This is a genomic window from Vibrio sp. ED004, assembly GCF_023206395.1.
Classification (GTDB): domain Bacteria; phylum Pseudomonadota; class Gammaproteobacteria; order Enterobacterales; family Vibrionaceae; genus Vibrio.
The window spans coordinates 1,782,403-1,805,125 of sequence record NZ_CP066150.1 but is presented as its reverse complement, the minus strand read 5'-3'; the positions used below and the strand labels follow the sequence as shown (position 1 = coordinate 1,805,125).

17 protein-coding genes and 7 pseudogenes are annotated in these 22,723 nt (G+C 44.2%); 15 read left to right on the top strand and 9 right to left on the bottom strand.

All coding sequences use genetic code 11. The annotated features are described in order from the left end of the window. Positions 1-14: 14 nt before the first annotated feature. Positions 15-397 (top strand): annotated as a pseudogene (locus ITG10_RS25455) (IS5/IS1182 family transposase); the annotation flags it as partial. Between the two features lie 53 nt (positions 398-450). Here ITG10_RS25455 and ITG10_RS25450 read toward each other — a convergent pair. Further along, positions 451-576 (bottom strand): annotated as a pseudogene (locus tag ITG10_RS25450) (IS110 family transposase); the annotation flags it as partial. Between the two features lie 118 nt (positions 577-694). Between ITG10_RS25450 and ITG10_RS25445 the strand changes: the two are divergent. After that, a complete protein-coding gene (locus ITG10_RS25445; protein ID WP_017632805.1) occupies positions 695-1,723 on the top strand; it encodes an IS110 family transposase in 1,029 nt (342 codons plus the stop codon). 249 nt (positions 1,724-1,972) lie between these two features. Here the strand turns inward: ITG10_RS25445 and ITG10_RS25440 are convergent. Beyond that, a pseudogene (locus ITG10_RS25440) lies at positions 1,973-2,901 on the bottom strand (IS5 family transposase). A 305-nt stretch (positions 2,902-3,206) separates the two neighbouring features. On the opposite strand from ITG10_RS25440, the gene ITG10_RS25435 reads away from it, so the two are divergent. The 3 genes and pseudogenes from ITG10_RS25435 to ITG10_RS25425 all read left to right on the top strand — a co-directional run bounded on the left by ITG10_RS25435 (position 3,207) and on the right by ITG10_RS25425 (position 6,792). After that, complete coding sequence (locus ITG10_RS25435; RefSeq protein ID WP_016769046.1) at positions 3,207-3,617, top strand: hypothetical protein; 411 nt, start codon at positions 3,207-3,209, stop codon at positions 3,615-3,617. Between the two features lie 170 nt (positions 3,618-3,787). Beyond that, positions 3,788-4,706 (top strand): annotated as a pseudogene (locus ITG10_RS25430) (IS5 family transposase). Between the two features lie 595 nt (positions 4,707-5,301). Then, positions 5,302-6,792: a hypothetical protein gene (locus ITG10_RS25425; RefSeq protein ID WP_248387012.1), complete on the top strand. Its 1,491-nt coding sequence runs from the start codon at positions 5,302-5,304 to the stop codon at positions 6,790-6,792. 123 nt (positions 6,793-6,915) lie between these two features. On the opposite strand, the pseudogene ITG10_RS25420 reads toward ITG10_RS25425, so the two are convergent. The 7 genes and pseudogenes from ITG10_RS25420 to ITG10_RS25390 form a co-directional block, all read right to left on the bottom strand. Next, a pseudogene (locus ITG10_RS25420) lies at positions 6,916-7,752 on the bottom strand (IS5 family transposase). A 75-nt stretch (positions 7,753-7,827) separates the two neighbouring features. After that, positions 7,828-8,299, bottom strand: a pseudogene (locus ITG10_RS25415) (DDE-type integrase/transposase/recombinase); the annotation flags it as partial. 99 nt (positions 8,300-8,398) lie between these two features. Next, positions 8,399-8,626, bottom strand: coding sequence for a hypothetical protein (locus ITG10_RS25410; RefSeq protein ID WP_102463808.1), 228 nt, complete (start codon positions 8,624-8,626; stop codon positions 8,399-8,401). Between the two features lie 664 nt (positions 8,627-9,290). Further along, positions 9,291-10,613, bottom strand: a complete 1,323-nt coding sequence (locus ITG10_RS25405) for a CoA-disulfide reductase (RefSeq protein WP_017629960.1) — start codon at positions 10,611-10,613, stop codon at positions 9,291-9,293. Between the two features lie 77 nt (positions 10,614-10,690). Next, positions 10,691-12,097 carry a cation:dicarboxylase symporter family transporter gene (locus ITG10_RS25400; RefSeq protein ID WP_017629959.1) on the bottom strand — a complete coding sequence of 469 codons (1,407 nt, stop codon included), beginning with the start codon at positions 12,095-12,097 and terminating at the stop codon, positions 10,691-10,693. 37 nt (positions 12,098-12,134) lie between these two features. Further along, positions 12,135-12,518: a RidA family protein gene (locus tag ITG10_RS25395; RefSeq protein WP_017111552.1), complete on the bottom strand. Its 384-nt coding sequence runs from the start codon at positions 12,516-12,518 to the stop codon at positions 12,135-12,137. A 24-nt stretch (positions 12,519-12,542) separates the two neighbouring features. Beyond that, a pseudogene (locus tag ITG10_RS25390) lies at positions 12,543-13,208 on the bottom strand (PAS domain-containing protein). Between the two features lie 407 nt (positions 13,209-13,615). Between ITG10_RS25390 and ITG10_RS25385 the strand changes: the two are divergent. The 10 genes from ITG10_RS25385 to phnK all read left to right on the top strand — a co-directional run bounded on the left by ITG10_RS25385 (position 13,616) and on the right by phnK (position 22,723). Continuing rightward, the gene (locus tag ITG10_RS25385) at positions 13,616-14,839 is read left to right on the top strand and encodes an MFS transporter (protein WP_017629956.1); all 1,224 of its coding nucleotides are present in this window, start codon (positions 13,616-13,618) and stop codon (positions 14,837-14,839) included. Between the two features lie 374 nt (positions 14,840-15,213). Next, positions 15,214-16,026 (top strand): phosphonate ABC transporter ATP-binding protein, encoded by an 813-nt coding sequence (phnC, locus tag ITG10_RS25380; RefSeq protein ID WP_017629955.1) that lies wholly within the window; start codon positions 15,214-15,216, stop codon positions 16,024-16,026. A gap of 17 nt (positions 16,027-16,043) precedes the next feature. Next, entirely contained in the window at positions 16,044-17,039 is a 996-nt protein-coding gene (gene phnD, locus ITG10_RS25375; RefSeq protein ID WP_017629954.1) for a phosphonate ABC transporter substrate-binding protein, read from the top strand. A gap of 50 nt (positions 17,040-17,089) precedes the next feature. After that, a complete protein-coding gene (phnE, locus tag ITG10_RS25370; protein ID WP_017629953.1) occupies positions 17,090-17,878 on the top strand; it encodes a phosphonate ABC transporter, permease protein PhnE in 789 nt (262 codons plus the stop codon). Between the two features lie 68 nt (positions 17,879-17,946). Further along, positions 17,947-18,642 carry a phosphonate metabolism transcriptional regulator PhnF gene (gene phnF / locus ITG10_RS25365; RefSeq protein WP_017629952.1) on the top strand — a complete coding sequence of 232 codons (696 nt, stop codon included), beginning with the start codon at positions 17,947-17,949 and terminating at the stop codon, positions 18,640-18,642. After that, a complete protein-coding gene (phnG, locus tag ITG10_RS25360; protein ID WP_017629951.1) occupies positions 18,643-19,089 on the top strand; it encodes a phosphonate C-P lyase system protein PhnG in 447 nt (148 codons plus the stop codon). It begins immediately after the preceding gene. A 145-nt stretch (positions 19,090-19,234) separates the two neighbouring features. Further along, on the top strand, positions 19,235-19,855 hold the full coding sequence (gene phnH, locus ITG10_RS25355; RefSeq protein WP_017629950.1) for a phosphonate C-P lyase system protein PhnH: 621 nt from the start codon (positions 19,235-19,237) through the stop codon (positions 19,853-19,855). Next, positions 19,840-20,946: a carbon-phosphorus lyase complex subunit PhnI gene (locus tag ITG10_RS25350; RefSeq protein ID WP_017629949.1), complete on the top strand. Its 1,107-nt coding sequence runs from the start codon at positions 19,840-19,842 to the stop codon at positions 20,944-20,946. The genes phnH and ITG10_RS25350 overlap by 16 nt, the downstream gene beginning before the upstream one ends. Further along, positions 20,943-21,899 (top strand): alpha-D-ribose 1-methylphosphonate 5-phosphate C-P-lyase PhnJ, encoded by a 957-nt coding sequence (locus ITG10_RS25345; RefSeq protein ID WP_017629948.1) that lies wholly within the window; start codon positions 20,943-20,945, stop codon positions 21,897-21,899. Before ITG10_RS25350 ends, ITG10_RS25345 begins: the two co-directional genes overlap by 4 nt. Next, entirely contained in the window at positions 21,896-22,723 is an 828-nt protein-coding gene (phnK, locus tag ITG10_RS25340; RefSeq protein ID WP_017629947.1) for a phosphonate C-P lyase system protein PhnK, read from the top strand. Before ITG10_RS25345 ends, phnK begins: the two co-directional genes overlap by 4 nt.

Below are 22,723 nucleotides of genomic sequence, written 5' to 3'. Positions count from 1 at the left end.
TTAACGGGATTGGTATAAAACAAACACGCCGAAGTATCCTTGAGGTGTCTGGTGATGGCGCTTACGACACGAGAGTTTGCCACGCTGCTACTAAGATTAAGAGAGCCATTGCCCTTATTCCCCCAAGAGAAGAGGTCGCCTTCTAGGAGCGTGGTCACCCGCGAAATCTCGCCGTGGGTTGCCAGAATTTATAGGGCTCAAATAAGTATTGGAAAGAGCGGTATGGATACCACAAACGTTCAATCTCAGAAATAGCGATATATCGAATTAAACAGTTGCTAGGAGGGCAACTGAGCTTAAGAAACGACAATGCAAAGGTGGGTGAAGCTTTCGCGATGATAAAAGCATTGAACAAGCTTACAGGGTAGGTATGCCTGAAACTTGTCGTGTTGACTAAGAAATACCCGAAACGGAGTTGCTCTATCTTTAATCTAATTACGCAACAAAGCCGCGGATAGTATCAAGAAACTTATCTCGCTTTACCTTTCTGCTTATCAAAATTTGTCCATCAGTACTCAACACATATACTTGGAAGAGATTTTTTGCTATATCGATACCGATAGCTTTAATAGACATACTTGTTACTCCTGTTCTCACTGATTGTACTATTAGTTTGGTACGGCGTTGTTAATGATATGGACACTTCCACCCACCGTCTAAACTTATAGTCGGTAACATAAATAAGGAAGAGACCATGACCATTGCAACTTTAGGTATCGACTTAGCTAAATCTTCTTTTGCTCTTCACGGAGTAGATTCATCAGGTAAAGTTCTTTTGAAGAAAAATATCAGCAGAAAGAAGTTGTCCGAAACGTTGAACAATATGCCTCCTTGTCTTGTTGGTATGGAAGCTTGCTCCAGTGCTCATTATTGGGCAAGAGTATTCAAGCAATTTGGCCATGACGTTAAGCTTATGCCTCCGCAGTTTGTTAAGCCCTATGTGAAATCAAATAAGAACGATACCGCTGATGCTGAAGCAATCTGTGAAGCGGTAACTCGTCCTAACATGCGTTTCGTACCCATAAAATCGATTGAACAGCAATCAATCCTTTCTGTTCACAAAGCTAGAGAAAGATTAGTATCAGTGAAAACTGGCCAAACTAATCAATTACGTGGGTTGCTGGCTGAGTTTGGTCTTGTCTTTCCTAAAGGAAGTGCATCACTTAACAAGCAGATCCCTATGGTTTTAGAGGATGCTGAAAATAATTTGTCTCCATCGGTTCGCTGTTTGGTTGCTCATTTAAAAGAACTGATTGATGAGCTTTCTTCACGAATTAGTGCGTTAACAAAAGAAATTGAACAATGGCACAGTACGAATGTTGATTCTAAAAGAATTGCAGAGATCCCTGGAATTGGCCCTATAACTGCCACCGCACTTGTTGCCAGTATAGGTGACCCCGCATCTTTTAATAATGGACGGCAGGTATCTGCATGGATTGGACTTGTACCTAAGCAGTTTTCAACGGGTGGCAAACAAGTATTGCTTGGTATAAGCAAGAGGGGGGATGGCTATTTACGAAGACTACTAGTGCATGGTGCAAGAGCTGTTCTCGGACACTTAAAACAACAGTCAACCACTTATACTCACCGCTGGTTGAATGACTTACTGAAACGAAAACACAAGAATGTGGCAATAGTCGCATTGGCTAATCGGAATGCTCGAATTGCATGGGCTTTATTGGCTAATCAGCAACATTACAATCCTGAATTACTATCTATCTAAAATTGCGCATGAAGTGAAAATGAGAAAACAGGTAAGACCGTGAGTATGGAACTCTGATTTGATCTTAGGACTTTCAAGTTCGTGTTGTTGATAAGAGCATGCTCAGCGGAAATCATTAAGAGTCCTTGAACTCGGATATATGTCTGCAATCTTTTACCTAAAATTTTCAGATTTACTACTTGCCAATAGGAAGTGTCCATATATGATCAAATCAGGTAGAGGACGCAGTTATCCTACGGTGTTTACCTGTTAGTTTCTAACAGGGATACCTAGCCCTAGGACTTTGTTCATTGCTTTCACATTGGCCAATGCCTCACCAACTTGAGCGTTATAACATCTCAAGCTCAATGTACCGCTAGTCAGTCCTTTATATCGAGACATTGCGGTCTCAGAGATTGAACGGTTGTGATAGCCAGAGTCAGTTTTCCACTGAGCTAACATATCGTTTTAAGTGCATCGACCGCATCATTCCGAGGATGCCCCTCCTGCCAATAACCCGCATTTTTTCTGGGAGGTATGAGAGGCTTGCAGCCCTTACTCTGTAATACTTCATGACACCTTTTGGTGTCATAAGCACCATCAGCAGAGACAGAATGAACCTTTCTACGAAGCGGGTTCAATAGTGTTGGGAGCTCTTCACTATCACCAACATTGACGAGACTGACTTCTGCGCTAATCACATCGTGGGTAACGAAATCAACAGCGAGGTGCAATTTACGCCAAGTCCTACGTTTTTCTGCTCCATGCTTTTTAACTTTCCATTCACCTTCCCCAAAGACTTTCAAACCTGTTGAATCAATCGCAATATGGCGAACTGGGCCTTTGGATTTATTCTTGTATTTTTCCTGAACCGTCTTTGAACGCTTACTGATACTGATACTGATACTGATACTGATACTGATACTGATACTGATACTGGTGTAGTCAGAGGAACGTAAAGGGACACTCATCAATGCAAATATAGAGTCGATAAAACCTTGGAGCGCACGTAACGGGAGAGAGAATATGCTTTTTATCATCAAAGCAGTTTCAATAGTGGTATCAGAAAATTGAAAGCCTCTACCACGTTTGCCATGGTGACTCTTGCATTGCCACGCTTCAACGGCTGAGTCATCAATCCAAAATGTGACTGAGCCTCTTTTACATAAGGCTTCATTATACTTGTTCCAGTTCGTTATCTTCTTCTTCTTCTACTTACCCATGACACCACCATGCATCTACTACATGGGATCAGATCGCAGGACTGAGGAAAAGTTCAACTGATTTAGTAAATAACGCCGTTTGGTACAACAACGTTAAAAATCAGCGACTGACGCTGATTTATTGTTTCATAAGAAACAAGATTATTATAAACAGAGCATTAATTTCCACTTTATCTCTAAATTATTCTCAATAATGAGAATAATAAAATACACTGTTTTATTGCCTGTACTTATTTCCACTAATCTTTATTTTAGTATAAGGACTTATAATGGAGAGCATCATGATATTACAAGAATTAACAACGAAAGCGTTCACATTAATCTATTCACTACTTTCCTCGGTGATTAACTATTCTAATCAACTTGGAGCTATGGAGCCGAGGTGGGACGGGGGATTACCTGGGTATGGAGAGCTTTCTAGCATTAATTTTGTCATGGCGATATTTTTAACTTTAGCGGCGCTCTGTTTTATCATTGATCGTTACAATAGACCTTATAAAGCCAGTGGCGTATTCTCTAACGTGTTGTATACGGTGGGTTGGTGCATCGTTTTTAGTTTTCCAATGGCATTAATTCTTCGTTTTTTTGCGTCGGATTTTACGGCGATAAGTTGCTTGGGAACCTCATTGGTTGCCGCATTTTATTACAACGTCTTACGTTACGACAATTCGCACAGCCTCACCATAAATTAAGAAAAAAGTAATACGTATTAGAATATGTTAATACCAGAGATAAGCTCGATTTGTTAAATATTACAATATCAGCCTTAAGCTGAGCAAAACACGGGCTTTGTCGCGTAATTCAATGGAACTAAAGCAAGAACCTACGATCTGATGAGCTACGTCCACTCTCTCTTAGCCCTATGCCTAAACCTCGTTACAAAACAACCAACTGGAAGCAATACAACCAATCACTCATTAACCGTGGCTCTCTGACTTTTTGATTGATGAAGAGGCAATAAGCGGGTGGGCGCAAAGCAAACAGAATAAGCGCGGGAGGCCGCGTCGGTTCAGTGATTTAACTATCACGACAGCACTCATGGTGAAACGGATTTCTCTATGCCACTGAGAGCGCTGCAAGGATTTATCGACTCGATATTTAGGTTGGTCCATGTACCGTTAAGTTGACCGCATTACACCTGCATCAGCCGTAGAGCCAAGCAAGTTGAGGTCTCATTTAAGACTAAAACGAGAAGGTCAATACAGCACCTAGCCATTGATTCTACTGGCCTTAAGGTTTATGGAGAAGGTGAATGGAAAGTCAAAAAGTACGGGACAGACAGCAAGCGTAGAGTCTGGCGAAAACTTCATATTGCCGTCGATACAAGCAATTATGAGATCATTGCCGCCGAGCTTAGTTTATCAACGGTTACAGATGGAGAAGTCTTCCCGAACTTACTGAAACAAACACGCCGAAGTATCTTTGAGGTGTCTGGTGATGGCGCTTACGACACGGGAGCGTGTCACGCTGCGATTCAGATTCAGGGAGCCACTGCGCTTGTTCCCCCAAGAGAAGGGGCAGCCTTCTGGGGGCGTGCTCACCCTCGAAATCTCACCGTGGGTTGCCAGAAATTATACGGCTCAAATAAGTACTGGAAAGAGCGGTATGGATACCACAGACGTTCACTCTCAGAAACGGCGATGTATCGAGTTAAACAGTTGCTAGGAGGACGATTGAGCTTAAGAAATTACAATGCACAGGTGGGTGAAACTTACGCGATGATAAAAGCGTTGGACAAGCTTACTGGGTTAGGTATGCCTGAAACTTGTCGTATTGACTAAGAAATACGCGAAACGGGGTGGCTCTATCTCTAAATTTAATTACGCAACAAAGCCATTACGAATTTACACAACTCTTCACATATATTCATTTTTATATTTAAAAGGGAATATTTTGTTGTTATTTAAATGTAAATCTATAAGGTTCTTTGTATTTCATTTATGATAAATCCTTCATATTGAGTAGGGTTTACACTCAATGTTCATCTAAAATCATATAATCCCTAACATTACTTAGAGATTTTTCACCTGTCACGTATCAAAATAAATCGATTATGTACACTGTTTTTTTATTTTGTTCTGCTTTTGTGGTCTAATTTATTGATTACATTATTTAAATTTAAATTTAAATTTAAATGCTTACTCTTGATTTATACATAGAAAAACCTTGTCTCATATTTGAGAACTTCAAGGTTATATTGATTTTAACTATTATAAATAAATATAAATTAGGGCATTATCTCCTCTGTTTTTTGAGCGTCAATATGGGGCTGTATTGCTATCCAATTGATTTTTATGTAATTGTTTTAATTGAACATCGCGTGCAATTATTACTTCATCGTTCGTATTTCGTATAATCATCCTGAGGACTTGTTCTATGTATTCACGTTTTTTTATTTTATTAGCTCCAATATTACTTGCCGCTTGTAATTCATCTTCTGATGGAACAAATACTCATACACAAAATTTAACACCTAAGCAGATTTCAAATTTAATGCAACAACCTGTAAGTACATTGACAAATCAACAGATACAGACGTTATTAAATCAGCCGAAAGGTGTATTAACCAGTCAACAAATAACACAGTTAAAAAATCAAATCGGCGGATTAGGACCGGTTACAAGTAAGGTTGGTGGAATCAACAATTCGGTACAACCTACGCCTAAAGGTAATATCTTTACTGTAATTAATGGTTTGCTTGAAAATGCTAATGCTTCGCAGAACAGTACTTTCAAACATTATGACAAGATAGCAGTGTCAAACAATGTGCCTTTGTTTGGAGGGGCAGATATCGTTAACACACAAATACAATTCTCGACATCACCATCCCCTGCTATAGGAGGTCCTGCAAAAGCGACCATCATCATTCAAAATGGGAACGAGTGGCATTGTTATAAATCGACGCAATTGTCTGCTCAACGTGATGCTAATGTTCTTACCGTTGACGGGAATATTGCAGAGTATGCGTATGGCTATTCTGCTACTGGCCAGAAATGCAGTAATAATTTGCTTGCCTCATATGAGTTCAAAAATGCAAAAATGGATGCAAAGTTAAAGTTGGCACAGGTTGGAACAGTCTTTTCTATTGATTCATCTGGAGCTAAGAGCGCACTACACACATATGAATTCTTAGCAAAAGCTTATGGTGAACAACTTGAAGATAGTTTTGGACCTGCCTGGTTATCTATTCAAGGGCCACATATAGTAGCGGCTGCGAATAATGCCGGAAATGCATTGTTTAATGTGGATAATAATGGATTGATTACGTTATCTGTAAGCAATAATGTTAACACTGACGTTTATGATTTCAATGCACTGACAGGAAGTAAAATACTTGATGGTACAGTGTTTGGGAGCTCTCCTGGTGGTAGTGTAGCTAGCAAAAACTGGTGTAAGATCGTTAATATTCCTAAGGGCGTAACAAGTAGTGCTATTGGGTATCAAACTGTGATAGCAACAAACTGCGCGCGCTCTACAGCACGTTATTGCGATTCGCACGGGAAAGATCCAGCTGGTGTCTACCCAGCCGTTTCACCAGTCGCTTGGAATGATAGTTTGAAAACTGATGCGCAAATCACCTCAGATGAACAATATAACCGAAATGCTCAAGGTCATTGGGGACATCTTAATGCGCAAAACGCATTCGTATTAGAATCTAAATCAGCAATTATTCCAATTATTGGTTATACAGAGCCTAGAACTGACGGCAACAAAAATAATGCAGGCCATAGCAGTTGGGCTGGACACGAAGGGCATTGTCAGAACGTTATGGGAGCAGGTCATACTATAGTGGGTATTGCCTCTAGAGACGCTAAGCCCTCTGCTAAAGCAGGTATTCAGTCATTTTGGGCTCAAGATTTTAAATGATAATTTGTGCTAATCCTGTTCTGAATTGATAGCTACGCTTTTTAATTAGGTACTTGTCATCTTGAATCTGGGCTAGATTTCTGCTGGCCCAGATAGAGCGTAGTTAATCAGAATAGACTCATCCTATAAAGTTAATGGTGCGCCTAACCCAGTAAGCTTGTCCAACGCTTTTATCATCGCGTAAGTTTCACCCACCTTTGCATTGTAATTTCTTAAGCTCAATATTCCTCCTAGCAACTGTTTAACTTGATACATCGCCGGTTCTGAGAGTGAACGTCTGTTGTATCCATATCGCTCTTTCCAATACTTCTTTGAGCCGTATAATTTCTGGCAACCCACGGCGAGATTTCGAGGGTGACCACGCTCCCGTGTTGTAAGCGCCATCACCAGACACCTCAAAGATACTTCGGCGTGTTTGTTTCAGTAAGTTCAGGAAGACTTCTCTATCTGTAACCGTTGACAAACTAAGCTCGGCGGCAATGATCTCATAAGTGCTTGTATCGACGGCAATATGAAGTTTTCGCCAGACTCTACGCTTGACATCTGTCCCGTGCTTTTTGACTTTCCATTCACCTTCGCCATAAACTTTAAGGCCAGTAGAATCAATGGCTAGGTACTGTATCGCCCCTCTCGTTTTAGTCTTAAATGAGACCTCAACTTGCTTGGCTCTACGACTGATGCAGGTGTAATGCGGTCAACTTAACGGTACATGGACTAACCTAAATATCGAGTCGATAAATCCTTGCAGCGCTCTCAGTGGCATAGAGAAATCCGTTTCACCATGAGTGCTGTCGTGATAGCTAAATCACTGAACCGCCGTGGCCTCCCGCGCTTATTCTGTTTGCTTTGCGCCCACCCGCTTATTGCCTCTTCATCAATCCCAAAAGTCAGAGAGCCACGGTTAATGAGTGATTGGTTGTATTGCTTCCAGTTGGTTGTTTTGTAACGAGGTTTAGGCATAGGGCTAAGAGAGAGTGGACGTAGCTCATCTGATCGTAGGCTCTTGTTTTAGTTCCATTGAATTACGCAACAAGGCCTCATCGGTGCACCATGGTCTGAGTGAAAAACCAGCGCTTGATTGAAGCATTGCTCTCGCATCAACGTTCGTTGCAGAAGTTGTGACGCCAACTCACCGCATTCATGCTCATACACTTCATAACCAACAATTTTTCGGCTGTAGATGTCCTCAATGACATATAGGTAATAGTGTTGCCTCGAACCCTTGAAGGTAAGTAAGTGATATCCCACGTCTAGACTTGGTTCGAGTCCGTCGCTGTCTAACTTGTTGGCTTCGCTTGCTTCTGTCTGCTCCGCTGACGACCTCGTTTGTGGAGTTGCCCCTGCGTACTCAGTATTCGATATTTGCTCGACTCAAAGGCGATATACTCACCTCTATAATCGCATCACGCTCTTCCGGCGACAGCTTGTTAGCAGGCTCAGGTCTGATGCATATTGGCCTTTTGTGAGTTTGAACTTCACCTTGCTGATACCAGCGACGGTACGTTCTCAGTCTATTTGAACTTCATGTCAGCTGGCTCTAAACGACATCCGTATTGCTTCGCTTCAAGGATAAGAGTCACTAGGGTCTGCCTTTCATCGGTTGAGGTTAGTCGCCCTCTGGCTCTTCCCCGTAAATGGCTCTCGGCTTCCTGCTCTTTACTCGACTTAAACCCTTGCATACATTCGCTGCGCCAGCTTTGGATTTGTTCTGGAAAAAGACCTTTTCACGACAATATTGGCTGAGTTCACTTTCTGTCATTGAATCGGTTTCAGCTACAATGGCAAGTTTAGTTTGAGCAGACCACTGCTCTGATGAAGTGTTGCTATCTGGCACAGCGGCTCCTGAACGTCTGAGTTACTGCCGCCAATGATACAGGGTCGCAGTGCTAATTCCTTCCTCTTCCGACACTTATTTAACTGACATCGAATAGGGAGGCAATAGCTTCTTCAATATCGCTTCTTTTCTTTCTACTGAGATACGAGACACAACTACTCTTCATCGCCCAAACTGGTTAAATTCTAACAGTGACAGCTACCCTGCTAGTAAGCGCCTGTTTGCCCAAGTTTCAACTATAGGTGATTTAGTGTAAACGCGGCCTGTGAGCGGGAGTGATTTTTAGTCTAAAGTGAACGAATATAGGATATTTTAGAAGCGTTACTTGACGGATTTACGAATAACAAACTATAGTCAATTTGGTAAGTCAATCATTAGCAAATTTAGTCTGCATTATGATTAAGTTATTGATATCAGGTTATTTAATGAATGAATGTCGGAGTTTCTAGGGTTCAAATCCCTATCCCTCCACCACCATTAGAAAGCCCGCTGAGAAATCAGCGGGCTTTTTTTCGTCTTGAATTTGACAAAAGAAAGCCCAAATACTTTTAGATACGTCGTTATCTAATTCTGCTTTAGGTTATGTAGAGCTTAGGTATTAAAAAACAGAGCGCTCAGGCTCTGCTTTGATGTTTTAGTTGTATGTCTTTGCGACTAGTAAGGCCTATTTGGCTACGTTACCTGCCACGTTAAGTGCATCCCATGTGCGGGAGAATGGTGGTGCGTAACAGAAGTCCATGTAACCAAGTTGTTGGGTGGTCATCTTTGCAGTGATGGCAACGGCTAGTGCGTTAATACGACCTACAGCTCCTTTCTTGCCTACGATTTCGCCACCAAGTAGAACGTTAGTCTCTGGGTTATAAACCAGTTTAACTTTGATGTCTTCTTGGCCTGGGTAGTAATCGGTTTGGTTCTTATCTGAAATGGTTGATACTTTCACATCTAAGTTGTGTTCTTTCGCCAGTAGTTCATTCACGCCAGTGCAGGCTAGTTCGTAGTCGAGCACTTTCAAACAAGATGAACCTAAGAAGCCTGACATGTAGACATCTTTACCTGCTAGCTTATCCGCCATCATACGCGCCTGTTTGTTGGCTGTGGTTGCTAGAGGAACATAAACAGGCTTATCTAGTGCCATATGATGGACAACAGCACAGTCGCCGACAGCATGGATATAAGCATCTTCAGTAGCACCATATTCATTTACCAGCAAAGCGCCGTTTGCGGTTTTTGGCAGTTCGAATGCTTCGGTATTTGGTTTGAAACCGAGTGACAGGATCACGACATCGGCTTCTACGTTTCCGTTATCAGTTTCAACGATGTAACCACCTAGCTCCGCATCGCGAATAGCAGACACGCTACAACCGGTTTTAAGGTCAGCACCGGATTCTCGAATCGCACCTTCAACGACTTCAATGATCTCTGGGCTGAACTGACGGCTCATGATGTGCTGTTCACGTTCGATGATCGTCACGTGTTTGTCTAAGCCGTGTGCAGCGTCGAAGACTTCCAGACCGATAAAGCCTGCTCCAATAACACACACACGCTTCTTGTTACTATCCTTTAGCGCTTCTTTAACCGCCAAGCCGTCTTCCATGCTGGTTAGTGTGTATACGTGTTCTGGATTGAATTCACCGAATGATGGAACGATTGGCCGCGCACCTGTTGCAATGACCAACATATCGTAATCGATGACGCTTTCTTCATTTTGGTGACGTACCGTAATTTGTTTTTCAGTGCGGTCGAACGACACCATTTCGGTTTCTACACGTACATCTAAGCCTGACTTAATAGCTTGAACTGGTGTTCGAGAGATCATTCGTTCTGTGTCATCAAACATTCCACCTGCGAAATAGGGTAAACCACATGCTCCAAAAGAGATGTAACTACGCTTATCTAGAACGACGACTTCGTCTGATGGCTGATTACGTTTGTATTTTGCTGCGAAACTCATACCCGCGGCACTGCCGCCTATAACAACAACTTTCATATTTACTACCTAAATAACCTGAACTCAGGAAAAACAGAAGAGCACCCACGTGGAGTGCTCTTAATTAAGTTTGAGAATTATACTGCTGCTTCTTTTGATACTGTCGCTGTAACGTCAGCGTCGTATTGTTCTGTGTTTAACGAGCCGTTTTTCTTAGCCGTTAGAACACCAGACAACATAGAGCCTGAGATGTTTAGCGCTGTACGAGCCATGTCAATCAGAGCTTCGATAGACACCAGAATCGCTACTACTGTGATGTCTAGGCCCATGATGGTCAGTACTGCTACTGCTGCGAACGTTGCACCGCCACCAACCCCCGCGATACCGAATGAAGCAATCGCGATAACTGCAATCAGTTGTAGGATGAAGCCTAGGTCAACTGGCATGCCCATCACTTGTGCCGCCATGATAGCTAGCATGGCAGGGTAGATACCCGCACAACCGTTCTGACCGATACTGGTACCGAATGTCGCTGACATGTTTGCTGTTTCTTCGTCGACACCTAGGCGTTGAGTTTGTGTTTCAACGTTTAGTGGAATAGCTGCCATGCTTGAGCGAGAACCGAAACCGAATACCAATACTGGCCAGATTTTCTTCATGAACTTAGCAGGAGACAGGCCAAACATTGACACCATCACGAAGTGGATGCCGAACATCACGCCGATTGCTACGTAGCTTGCTAGAAGGAAGCGGCCCATTTCAGCCAGTGCGAATAGGTCATTCGTCATCATGAACGTGGTCATCAGAGCGAATACACCGTAAGGCGTTAGCTTCAGAATTTCACGTACCATTGAAAGCACCACTTCTTTTGCAGAGTTGATGAAATCAACGAAGTTTTGCACTTTCTCAGGCTTACGATTCTTAACTTGAAGGATACAGTAGCCAAGGAACATACCGAACAGTACAGTTGATAGTGTAGAAGTACGTTGAGAGCCTGTTAGCATGTCGAATATGTTGGTTGGAATGATAGACAGAGCCATACCAGATAGGCCGCTGCTCGCCATTGCATCTTGTGTTGCTACCAGTGAATCACCGCGAGCTTCAATTGCACTGTTTGTGCCGATTGTGCTTACTAGAGCGTTCGCATCGATACCAAATAGGTAAATACTTGCGATACCAACAGCCGCTGAGATTGCACAAGTGAAAAGTAGAATACCGATGATTTTCGGTGCGATACGAGATAACGCGCCGCCGCCTTCAACGTTCATGATCGAAGAGATCATAGCCACGAATACGAGCGGGATAACGATCATTTGTAGAAGTTTGATGTAGCCTTTACCGAACACAGAAATCAGTTCAGCGAAGCCAGATGTCGCAACGTTACCGACACCGAAAACAAGTTGAATCGCGCCACCGAACAGTAAGCCAGCAGCAAGCGCACTCAGTACGCGGAAGTTAAAACTTTTCTTTTGCTTTTTGAAGCTCGACAGCAGTGCGTAGAACCCAAAGAACAGTATGCTTAATCCAATAAATGAAACGCTCATGAGAATCTCCTATGATACCCATTAATAACTAAGTCGGTTATTTTTTGTATGCGATGGCTTCAACTTCAACCAATGCGTCTTTTGGTAATCTTGCTGCTTCAACACAAGAACGAGCGGGTGCGTTCTCTGTACCAAACACTTCTGTGTACACTTCGTTAAAGGCTACGAAGTTCTCCATGTCTGATAGGAAACAGGTTGTCTTAAGCACAGTGTCCAGTCCCGCATTACTCGCTTCTAATACCGCTTTTAAGTTTTCTAGAGACTGACGAGCCTGCTCTTTGATGCCGCCCTCAACAAACTGCATGGTTTCTGGAACGAGAGGTAATTGGCCTGATGTATAAACCATGTCGCCGTAAGACGTACCTTGTGAGTAAGGGCCGATAGCTGCAGGTGCTTGTTCAGTGGCAATGATTTGTTTCACGATGTAACTCCTAAATTATTGGTTTTATTCTGATTTAAATTCACGGATAAACTTGTAAACCGCCTGACGGCTGATCCCAAGTTGCTCTGATACTTGTGTAGTCGTCTCTTTTAGCTCAAATACTCCGTTATCAAATAAGCAACGGATGATGGCTTTATTGCGACCTTTGGAAGAAACCGACTCGTCTTGGTCAACCTCGTTAATGGCTGAACTCAATGCTTGTTGAATCACGTCGTTTGCATTGTTGCTGAATGTCTCGCTGACAATGGCTTGCGGCACATTGCACTGCGGCATCAGCGTTTTGACGATTTCTGGAAATGGGAAAGATAAGTTCATGTTGATACACAGCATGCCGATCGGCTTTTGTTGTGGACCAGCCAATACGCAGGTAGTCGATTATAGTAGGGATCCGTCTGCTGCATTGGTGAAGTAGCTTTTTGGAGAAACTTCGCCAGTCTTCTCGAATGCACTCCACATGCGTAAACCTAAATCGGTGATCGGTGAACCAATTTCACGCCCCGTGTGGTGACCATTGACGATCTTCACAACAGAGTTTTCTAAGCTTTCAAAGGAGTGAATGACCACCTCACAGTAAGGGCCAATCAAGTCAGCAATTGTGTCCGCTAAGCGGAAGTAATTGCTTAAACATTCTCTGTCTTCATCGGTGAATCGAACTTGTTTTACATTCATGATTTCGGTTTACATTTTTGAACTCAATGACTGAAAACTACTCCTTTGGTGGTATTTCGGCAAGATGCAGTAAACTTCTGTAAACCGACAAAAAGCGTTCAAAACATCAACGAAAATGGAATTTTAGATCTAAATCACGAGTGAAATTTGAACAAGATCACCAAAGATAGTCAAAATAGGTTTAATTTCTTAAACCCTATCAAAGTTTACATATTTAAAATCAAAGGTTGCGTTATTGAATGTTTTGATGATCTAGGACAAGTTCTACATTCAGCTAAAACACGCTTTGCAAACTATTCATCTGGTTTTCTTTAGATTGTCACTTTTGAGCGATAGGGTGAGCAGGTGATGCTGTCTTTTACTATAACTGTATTTAAATTATTCGAATTTTCTAGAAGTGTGGATTTATGAACAAAGCGGTTTGGGGTTTAGCCCTCGGCCAGACATTGCTCTGGTGTTGTCTCTATTACGTTTTTCCGGCGATGCTTCTGCATTGGGAGGAAGTGCACGACTGGAGTCGTTCTGAATTTATGCTTGGGCTGACATTGGCTGTGGGCGTGTCTGCCATTGCGGCTTTACCTGCGGGGCGCCTGATTGACAAGGGTTATGGCGCATTGATGATGACGGTTTCGGCGGTTATTGGTGGCGTGCTGTTGTTTCTAGTCAGTTTGGTAGAACAACTGGCTTGGTTTTATGTGATCTGGGGATTGATGGGAATAGCAATGGCAGGTTGCCTTTATGAGCCTTGCTTTGCCTTTCTGATCCGCAATTTGAGAACGAAAGCCAAACGTGCGATCACTATGATCACCTTAGTGGCAGGCTTTGCGAGTACTCTCAGCTTTCCAACGGTTCACTACTTCGCTCAGCACTACGGCCCGGTGGTTACATTGCAGGTTTTTGCCGTAGTTGTTTTGTTCGTCGCCGCTCCGTCACTGTTCATCAATACTAAATCGCTTGCTCGGCTTCATGTGTCATTTAACAGTGAGGTTGACTCAAAATTGCCTCCCAAAATATCTGGATCTTCAACTACTCACTCAAGCTCTGCCTCTTACCTGTCTAATCCAATGTTCTGGTTACTTGCTTTTGGTTTCTCGATGCTCGCATTAAATCATGGTGTGGTGTTAAACCACCTGTTGCCATTGTTGGATGAGCGTAATGTCCCTGATGACTTAGCGATATTGGTGATCTCTTTGATAGGGCCTATGCAGGTGGCTGGGCGTGTGATGTGGTTGTTGGTTGATAAACACTGGTCGATCATGCGAATCACTGTCGCGTGCTTTCTGAGCATCTGTTGTGCGACCTTGTGTTTGATTCTGTCTGAGAATGTTCTGTATCTAGTGTTCGGTTTTGTACTCTTACAAGGTTCCGCTTATGGTGTGATGAGCATTGTGAAACCACTGACGACTCGTGAGGTGATGGGGGAAGTTAACTTTGGCTCTTTAGCGGGTGCAATGGCGGTACCTTATTTGTTGGCGTTTGCATTGTCGCCATACTTTGGCGCGATTATTTGGCAAATAGGCGGTTATCAATGGGTGCTGTGGAGTATCTTTGGTAGTGCAGTTGTTGGTTTTATCTCGATAGTCACTGTATCAAGGCTTCATCTCGCTCGAACTCAATCGTGTTTATCGTAGACATAGATTGTGCTGAGGCGATATTCACATCGCTTTGAAATTAAACACTTAATCACTTTGAGCACTCCTTTATGGGGTGCTTTTTTGTATGTGAATTTAGCAGTTATTGGAGGTGTGTATCTATTGCTTGGAGAACACCAAGACGTTGCCATGTTTATTGAGCTTTTTATTGTCAAATTACTGTGAATTACGTCCGTATATAAGTTGATATTCCCCTTCAAATCTCTCCTGATTTTGGTATTTAAAACAGCGAGTTAAGCTTGTCTAGACAAGTTAACTAACCCCTTGAAATATTTCATTTCTGCAAATAAACCGACACGTAACTTTAATAATCAGACGTCAAAGTGGCCTTAAATCAAACAGGGACATTGACGATGAATAACATCATTGAAGTTAAGAAGGTCAACAAAACATTCGGTTCGAACAAGGCACTGAATGGCATCAATTTGACGATTACCAGTCGTAAGATGACAGCGCTACTTGGCCCGTCTGGTTCAGGTAAATCTACACTGCTTCGTCACTTAAGCGGTCTGATCATCGGAGATAAAAGCACGGATTCTCAAATTAACGTGCTTGGCCAAACGGTACAGGCGAACGGTAAGGCAGACAGTAATGTCCGCGACATCCGTGCGCAAGCGGGTTACATCTTCCAACAATTCAATCTCGTTAACCGCTTATCGGTGATGACCAATGTACTGATTGGCGCGCTGAGTTCTACACCTAAGTGGCGCACTCTGACGGGTATTTTTACGGTTGAACAACAGCGAGAAGCTCTTGAAGCACTGCGTCGAGTTGGTATGGAAGATTTCGCAGGACAACACGTTGACAACCTATCCGGTGGCCAACAACAACGTGTCGCAATCGCACGTGCGCTGATGCAGAAAGCCAAAATAATTTTTGCCGATGAGCCTATCGCTTCGCTTGACCCAGAATCAGCACGCATCGTGATGGAGTTGCTTACGGACATCAATCAGAAGGAAGGAATTCCTGTCATCGTAACACTCCACCAAGTCGACCATGCTCTCAAGTATTGCGAAAACATCATAGCGCTTAAAGACGGAGAAGTGTTCTACGAAGGAAAGAGTGCGGAACTGACTAAACCTCAGCTTGAAGAGCTATATCGTTCTAAAAAATCGACAAACACGCCACACATTCAACCTAACGACGTGCTCGCTGCGTCTTTTTAAGTATCAGGGAATTTAAGATGTTTCATTCAATGAAATCAGGAATTAAGAAGGCAGTGACGCTAGCGACCGTGTTGATGACGACACTCACTGCTGGTCACGCTTTTGCCAAAGATTCGATCAACTTTGGCATCATAGCTACCGATGCACAACAAAACTTGCGTAGCCGCTGGGAGCCTCTTCTGGATGACTTAGGTAAAGCGTTAGGCATGCCAGTGAACGCCTATTTTGCACCTGATTACGCAGGCATTATTCAGGCGCAGCGTTTTGGCAAAGTGGATTTTGCTTACTATGGAAATAAGGCGGCGATGGAAGCTGCTAACCGTGCAAACGCTGAAGCCTTTGTTCGTTACATCGATGAAGATGGCTTACAAGGCTATTACAGCTTACTGATTGTTAACGCTGAAAACGACAATATCAACTCACTTGAAGATGTTTTAGAGCAACACAAAACACTCAAGCTTGGTAATGGCGATCCTAACTCTACGTCGGGCTTTCTCGTTCCGAACTTCGAAGCATTTGCCAACAATGGCATCTCCGCGAATGATTTTCACCGCAATGTGACCGCAAGCCATGGCGCTAACGTGATGGCCGTAGCGAATAACCAAGTCGATGTCGCAACTAATCACACCATGAGCCTTATTCGCATTGAAGATCAGAACCCTGAGCTGTTTAGCAAGCTTAAGGTGGTTTGGCAGTCAGAGCTCATTCCATCAGATGTAATTACCTACCGCAAAGATTTGAACGAAGGCTTGAAACAAAAGGCGCGTGATTTCTTCGTCAGTTACGGCGAACAGCCAGAGCAGCTTAAAAACCTAAATCAACTGGCTTGGTCTGGCTTTGCTGCTACTGATAACAACCAGCTACTGCCTATTCGTCAAATGGAAGCGTTCAAGAAGCTAGTTGAAGCTGAAAACAACAGCAACCTAAGCGAGAAAGTGAGAACCGATCGTATGACGCAATACCAAGCCGAAATCGACCAGCTGCAAACAGAAATTGATGCGCTGAAAGGTTAACCACATCCCCATGCTCCGCTGTTGGCGGCGCAATAAAAGAGTAGAGAATAATGACTGCAATGACTCAAAGTTACGAGCCTTCATCAAAGCTGTCGATTAAAAACGGCGTGATTGCTGTGATAGCACTACTGGTCCTTAGCTGGGCGTGGCAAGGCGCGGAAATGGCACCAATGATGTTCTTTGAACACCCTGAGAACATGGTTCAGCTAGGCAAAGACTTTTTCCCTGCTGACTTTAGTGAAAGCAATGTGTACTTAACTGAAATGCTAGTGACGATTCAAGTGGGCATTTGGGGAACCGTGTTATCGATTCTGTTAGCGGTCCCATTCGGCATTCTGAGTGCTGAAAACCTGATGCCAAGCTGGGTGACATTTCCAATTCGTCGATTGATGGACTGTTTACGCGCTATTAATGAAATGGTGTTTGCGATGCTGTTTGTCGTAGTTGTCGGATTAGGGCCATTTGCAGGCGTGATGGCGCTGTTCATTCACACAACTGGCGTGCTTGCCAAGCTCTTTGCTGAAGCCATTGAAGCGATTGAACCCGGTCCGATGGAAGGCGTGAAAGCGACAGGCGCAAACCCAATCGAAGTGATTCTTTACGGCGTGATTCCACAGGTGATGCCACTTTGGATTTCCTATTCACTGTATCGCTTAGAGTCGAATATTCGCTCGGCAACGGTTGTGGGTATGGTTGGTGCGGGCGGTATTGGTGTGTTGCTTTGGCAGTCCATCTCAGGTTTCCAGCTACAACAAACCGCCGCAATCATGTCGATTGTTATCGTGACGGTAAGCATTATCGACTTCGTTTCTCAAATCATCCGTAAGAAGTTTATCTAGGCATCTTAGATGCCTATTTATCTGAACTTATCTAGATAAGTGATTGAATTTTAGAAAAGGAAACTCTTATGCCCGTTTACTTAGATATTGCCTCAGAGCTTGAAAAGGAAGTGAAAGACCACTTTGTGCCAGGTGATTACTTACCACCTGAATCCAAATTGGCTGAGCGCTTTGCAGTAAACCGTCACACGCTTCGCCGCGCAGTCGATGAACTGGTGTCTGCGGGCTTGATTCAACGCCATCAAGGCAAAGGCAACATGGTGATTCGTCAGCCAAGTGACTATCGACTTCACTCGGGAGCACATTTCAATAAGAACCTGATTGAGCAAGGTGCGATGCCAAGATGTGAGGTGCTTCAGTCTCGTCTTATCAATGTATCCCCAAAGATTGCGGGTTACTTGAAGATTGAGGAGGGAAGCAAAGTTATCCACATCCGTACCCTGCGAAAAACCGGAGATACACCGAGAACCATTATTGACCACTACCTGCCGAATCTGGAGTGGTGGCCGATTCTAAAAAATTTCACCAACGGTTCTTTGCACCAATTTATTCAGCGTGGTTTGGATACTGATTTAGAGCGAAAAGAGACTCGAGTGGGCGCGAAAATCCCAACCAATGAAGAGTGTCGTTTATTACAAATCAGCACCAGTACACCGCTACTCAAAATTAAAACCACCAACGTAATTAAAGGCACTCAAGTAATAGCGGAATTCTCAAGTTCCAATACCCGTGCCGACGCAACCGAAATAGTAATGGAGCACTAAATGACAGCTTTGAAAGAGCGACAAAAGTGGATGTCAGTACTCGCGCAGAGCCAGTTCTCAGAATTAAAAACGCGCTGGGAAGCATTAGGGCTAGACGCAGAATACGCCATGGTTCGCCAACCAGAGATTGGTTTAGCACAAGTGCGTGCACGTATGGGCTCAACAGGCCGCCAGTTCAACATGGGTGATGTCACGATTACTCGCGCCGTAATCAAGCTAACAAGTGGAGAACTTGGTTACAGCTATCTACAGGGTCGAAGCAAGCCTCATGCAGAGCTAGCCGCTGCTGTTGATGCCTTGATGCAAAACGGACAACAAGCCGAGGTGATCAACGCACAAGTTATTGAGCCTTTGGCTGCGATGAAACATGAACGAGACAGTCAACGTCGCCAAGAAGTGGCATCAAGCAAAGTGGACTTTTTTACCATGGTTCGCGGAGAAGACTAGGTTCGTGGTGAAGATTAGGTTCGCGAAGAAGATTAGGTCTACGGCGAAAACTGGCTTAGTGAAAAAAAAGCTTTGCGGGCAAGCCTAAGAACCCCATGGCATTCAAGAATAAGATTAACGAATTAAACAGGTTAGAACGAATTCAATGAGTATGATTTCTCCTGCATTTCAAGATGCGGTTCATGACAGTCAGCAGTGCTTTCGATTGCTGCTGAAGGCGATGTCTGAACCCGGTACTGTAGTAACACTAAATCGTTGCGAAGGCTTTGGTTCAATGATGAGTGCAGCCGCTCAAACGCTGCTTTCCATGGCCGACAATGCAACGCCGATCTGGCTATCTTCGACATTAAAAGCTGATCACGCGGTGACTGAAAACATCAAGTTTCACGTTGGCTCACCGATTGTCGAACAGACTCAACAAGCGAGCTTTGCTGCGATTTCAGCACAAGATCTACAGGATGTTGATTGGTCAGAACTGACATTCAATCTCGGTAACGAAGAGTATCCAGATACCTCAACAACAGTTGTGATAGAGGTTGATAGCTTAACGTCTGGAGCTGAGCTATCTCTGAGTGGCCCGGGTATTCAAAGTGAACAAGCTGCGTTTTTTAGCGGATTACCGGCGGACTTTGTCGCTTACCTCAAAGAGCGTCAACTATTGGTGAAGTTTCCATTAGGTGTCGACTTTATCTTTGTAGCGGACCAGCAAGTGTTGTGTCTGCCTCGTACAACTAAAGTGGAGGCGACATCATGTACGTTGCTGTAAAGGGTGGAGAAAAGGCCATTAGTCTGGCGCACCAACTGCAAGCGAAGAAGCGTCGCGGTAATCCGGAGCTTCCAGAGCTGACCGTAGAGCAGATTCAAGATCAGCTGTCAGGTTCGGTAGACCGAGTAATGACGGAAGGCGGCATTTATGACAAACAACTTGCGGCATTGGCCATCAAACAAGCAGCCGGTGATTTGGTTGAAGCTATCTTCTTGTTGCGTGCTTATCGCACCACGTTACCTCCCCTGATTACTGCTCAACCCGTTGATACCAATACAATGCGAATTGAACGTCGTATTTCGGCAACCTATAAAGACCTACCTGGCGGTCAGATCTTAGGCCCAACCTACGATTACACGCATCGTCTGTTGGATTTCAGTTTGCTTGCTGAAGGTGAAACTCCGCAGCTCCCTACTCATGATGTGACTGAGTCTGAACCTTGCCCGCAGGTGTTGGGCATTCTTGAAAACCTCGACATGATGTTGACGGAAGAAGACGACCAACAGGCTCCCGAAGACATCACCATGAATCCGGTGAACTATCCATGTAACCGCAGCGCACGTCTACAAAACTTGGTGCGCGGCGATGAAGGTTTCTTATTGGCACTGAGCTACTCAACCCAACGTGGCTATGGTCGTAATCACCCTTTCGCGGGCGAGATTCGTACGGGCTTTTCAACGCTATCGATTGAGCCAGAAGAGTTAGGTTTCAGCATCGATATTGGTGAAATTGAACTGACAGAGTGCCAGATGATCAATGGCTTTGTTGGAAATAAACAGCAGAAAGCCAAACTGACTCGTGGCTACGGCTTAACGTTTGGTGCGACCGAGGGTAAAGCAATGTCGATGGCGTTGGTTGACCGTTCTTTGCAAGCCGCAGAATACGATGAGCCTGTCGATGGCCCAGCACAAGATGAAGAGTTTGTCCTTTCTCACTCAGACAACGTAGAAGCCGCAGGCTTTGTCTCTCACCTTAAACTTCCTCACTACGTCGATTTCCAAGCAGAACTGGAACTGCTGAGAAAAATGCACAAAGAGCACGATGAATTGATGGCTCAGCCAGGTAATGACGAACAAGGAGGTCAGTCATGAACACAGCAACGCTTAATGCACCGATAGGTAACGATTCAGCGCCATTCAATACTGAAGAAACAGCATCTCAAAGCCCAGTAGGTGCGACGGGTTACAACTACGGTTACCTTGATGAGCAAACCAAGCGCATGATTCGCCGTGCTTTGCTTAAAGCGGTTTCTATTCCGGGTTATCAAGTGCCATTTGGTGGGCGCGAAATGCCAATGCCTTATGGTTGGGGAACGGGTGGTGTTCAGATCACCGCTGCAATAATTGGCCAGCCAGACACGCTAAAAGTGATTGACCAAGGGGCAGATGACACAACAAACGCCGTGTCGATTCGTGAGTTCTTCAAGTCCATCGCCAGTGCAAACACGACTGAAAAAACGACGGAAGCGAGCATTATTCAGACTCGTCACCGTATTCCTGAAGTTGATCTTCAAGAAGATCAGATCTTGGTGTATCAGGTGCCGATCCCAGAGCCGCTGCGCTTTATTGAACCTCGTGAAACTGAGACTCGTAAAATGCATGCGCTGCAAGAGTACGGAATCATGCACGTCAAACTGTATGAAGACATCGCACGTTTTGGCCATATCTCAACGGCTTACGCTTACCCAGTGCGAGTCAATGATCGTTACATCATGGATCCATCGCCAATCCCTAAGTTCGATAACCCGAAAATGGACAACATGGCAGCACTACAACTGTTTGGCGCAGGTCGTGAAAAGCGCATCTACGCTGTTCCTCCTTACACCAAGGTTCAGAGCTTAGATTTCGAAGATCACCCGTTTGAGGTTCAGAAATGGGACGAGCCGTGTGCGATTTGTGGCTCTACGGATACCTTCCTTGATGAGGTGGTTATGGATGACCAAGGCTCACATATGTTTGTTTGCTCAGATACGGATTACTGCCGTGAGCAGCAAGAAAGCAGCCAACAGTTAGATGGCAGTCATAGAGAGGAGAACAACGTATGAACGCGGTGACAAATATGAAACACGAATGGAATCAGTCAGAGCAACCTCTGCTGTCTGTCTCTAATCTCACTAAGTTGTATGCGCCAGGTAAAGGCTTCCAGAATGTATCTTTCGATCTCTATCCTGGTGAGGTGTTGGGTATTGTCGGGGAGTCTGGCTCAGGCAAAAGTACCTTATTGAAGTCACTTTCTGGCCGTCAAACACCAGACAGCGGTGAAGTGATTTACTTGCGTGGTGATGCGGATAAGCAAATCTCACAACTGGAAGACTTATACCAAATGGCAGAAAGCCAACGTCGCCATTTGCTGCGCACAGAGTGGGGTGTGGTGCATCAACATCCAATGGATGGCTTGCGTGGCCGAGTATCAGCGGGCGGCAATATTGGTGAGCGCCTGATGGCAGTGGGTGAACGTAACTATGGAGAAATTCGCGAGAAATCAGCGAAATGGTTGGGTGATGTCGAGATCCCAACAGATCGAATGGATGACATGCCGACGACTTTCTCTGGTGGCATGCAGCAGAGATTACAGATAGCTCGCAACCTTGTGACTCATCCGAAATTGATCTTCATGGATGAACCAACTGGCGGCTTGGATGTGTCGGTACAGGCTAAGTTGCTCGATCTTCTTCGCCGCTTAGTCACAGAGCTTGAATTGGCCGTGGTGATCGTAACTCACGACCTTGCTGTGGCTCGTTTACTTGCCCATCGACTCATGGTGATGCGCCGCAGTGAAGTAGTAGAAAGCGGCCTTACTGATCAAGTGCTTGATGATCCTCAACACCCATACACACAACTGCTGGTTTCTTCTGTATTGCAGAATTAA

Coding starts and splice junctions, on each gene's coding strand:
- ITG10_RS25445 (WP_017632805.1), top strand. CDS start 695: ATGACCATTGCAACTTTAGGTATCGACTTAGCTAAATCTTCTTTTGCT.
- ITG10_RS25435 (WP_016769046.1), top strand. CDS start 3,207: ATGATATTACAAGAATTAACAACGAAAGCGTTCACATTAATCTATTCA.
- ITG10_RS25425 (WP_248387012.1), top strand. CDS start 5,302: ATGTATTCACGTTTTTTTATTTTATTAGCTCCAATATTACTTGCCGCT.
- ITG10_RS25405 (WP_017629960.1), bottom strand. CDS start 10,613: ATGAAAGTTGTTGTTATAGGCGGCAGTGCCGCGGGTATGAGTTTCGCA.
- ITG10_RS25400 (WP_017629959.1), bottom strand. CDS start 12,097: ATGAGCGTTTCATTTATTGGATTAAGCATACTGTTCTTTGGGTTCTAC.
- ITG10_RS25385 (WP_017629956.1), top strand. CDS start 13,616: ATGAACAAAGCGGTTTGGGGTTTAGCCCTCGGCCAGACATTGCTCTGG.
- phnC (WP_017629955.1), top strand. CDS start 15,214: ATGAATAACATCATTGAAGTTAAGAAGGTCAACAAAACATTCGGTTCG.
- phnD (WP_017629954.1), top strand. CDS start 16,044: ATGTTTCATTCAATGAAATCAGGAATTAAGAAGGCAGTGACGCTAGCG.
- phnE (WP_017629953.1), top strand. CDS start 17,090: ATGACTGCAATGACTCAAAGTTACGAGCCTTCATCAAAGCTGTCGATT.
- phnF (WP_017629952.1), top strand. CDS start 17,947: ATGCCCGTTTACTTAGATATTGCCTCAGAGCTTGAAAAGGAAGTGAAA.
- phnG (WP_017629951.1), top strand. CDS start 18,643: ATGACAGCTTTGAAAGAGCGACAAAAGTGGATGTCAGTACTCGCGCAG.
- phnH (WP_017629950.1), top strand. CDS start 19,235: ATGAGTATGATTTCTCCTGCATTTCAAGATGCGGTTCATGACAGTCAG.
- ITG10_RS25350 (WP_017629949.1), top strand. CDS start 19,840: ATGTACGTTGCTGTAAAGGGTGGAGAAAAGGCCATTAGTCTGGCGCAC.
- ITG10_RS25345 (WP_017629948.1), top strand. CDS start 20,943: ATGAACACAGCAACGCTTAATGCACCGATAGGTAACGATTCAGCGCCA.
- phnK (WP_017629947.1), top strand. CDS start 21,896: ATGAACGCGGTGACAAATATGAAACACGAATGGAATCAGTCAGAGCAA.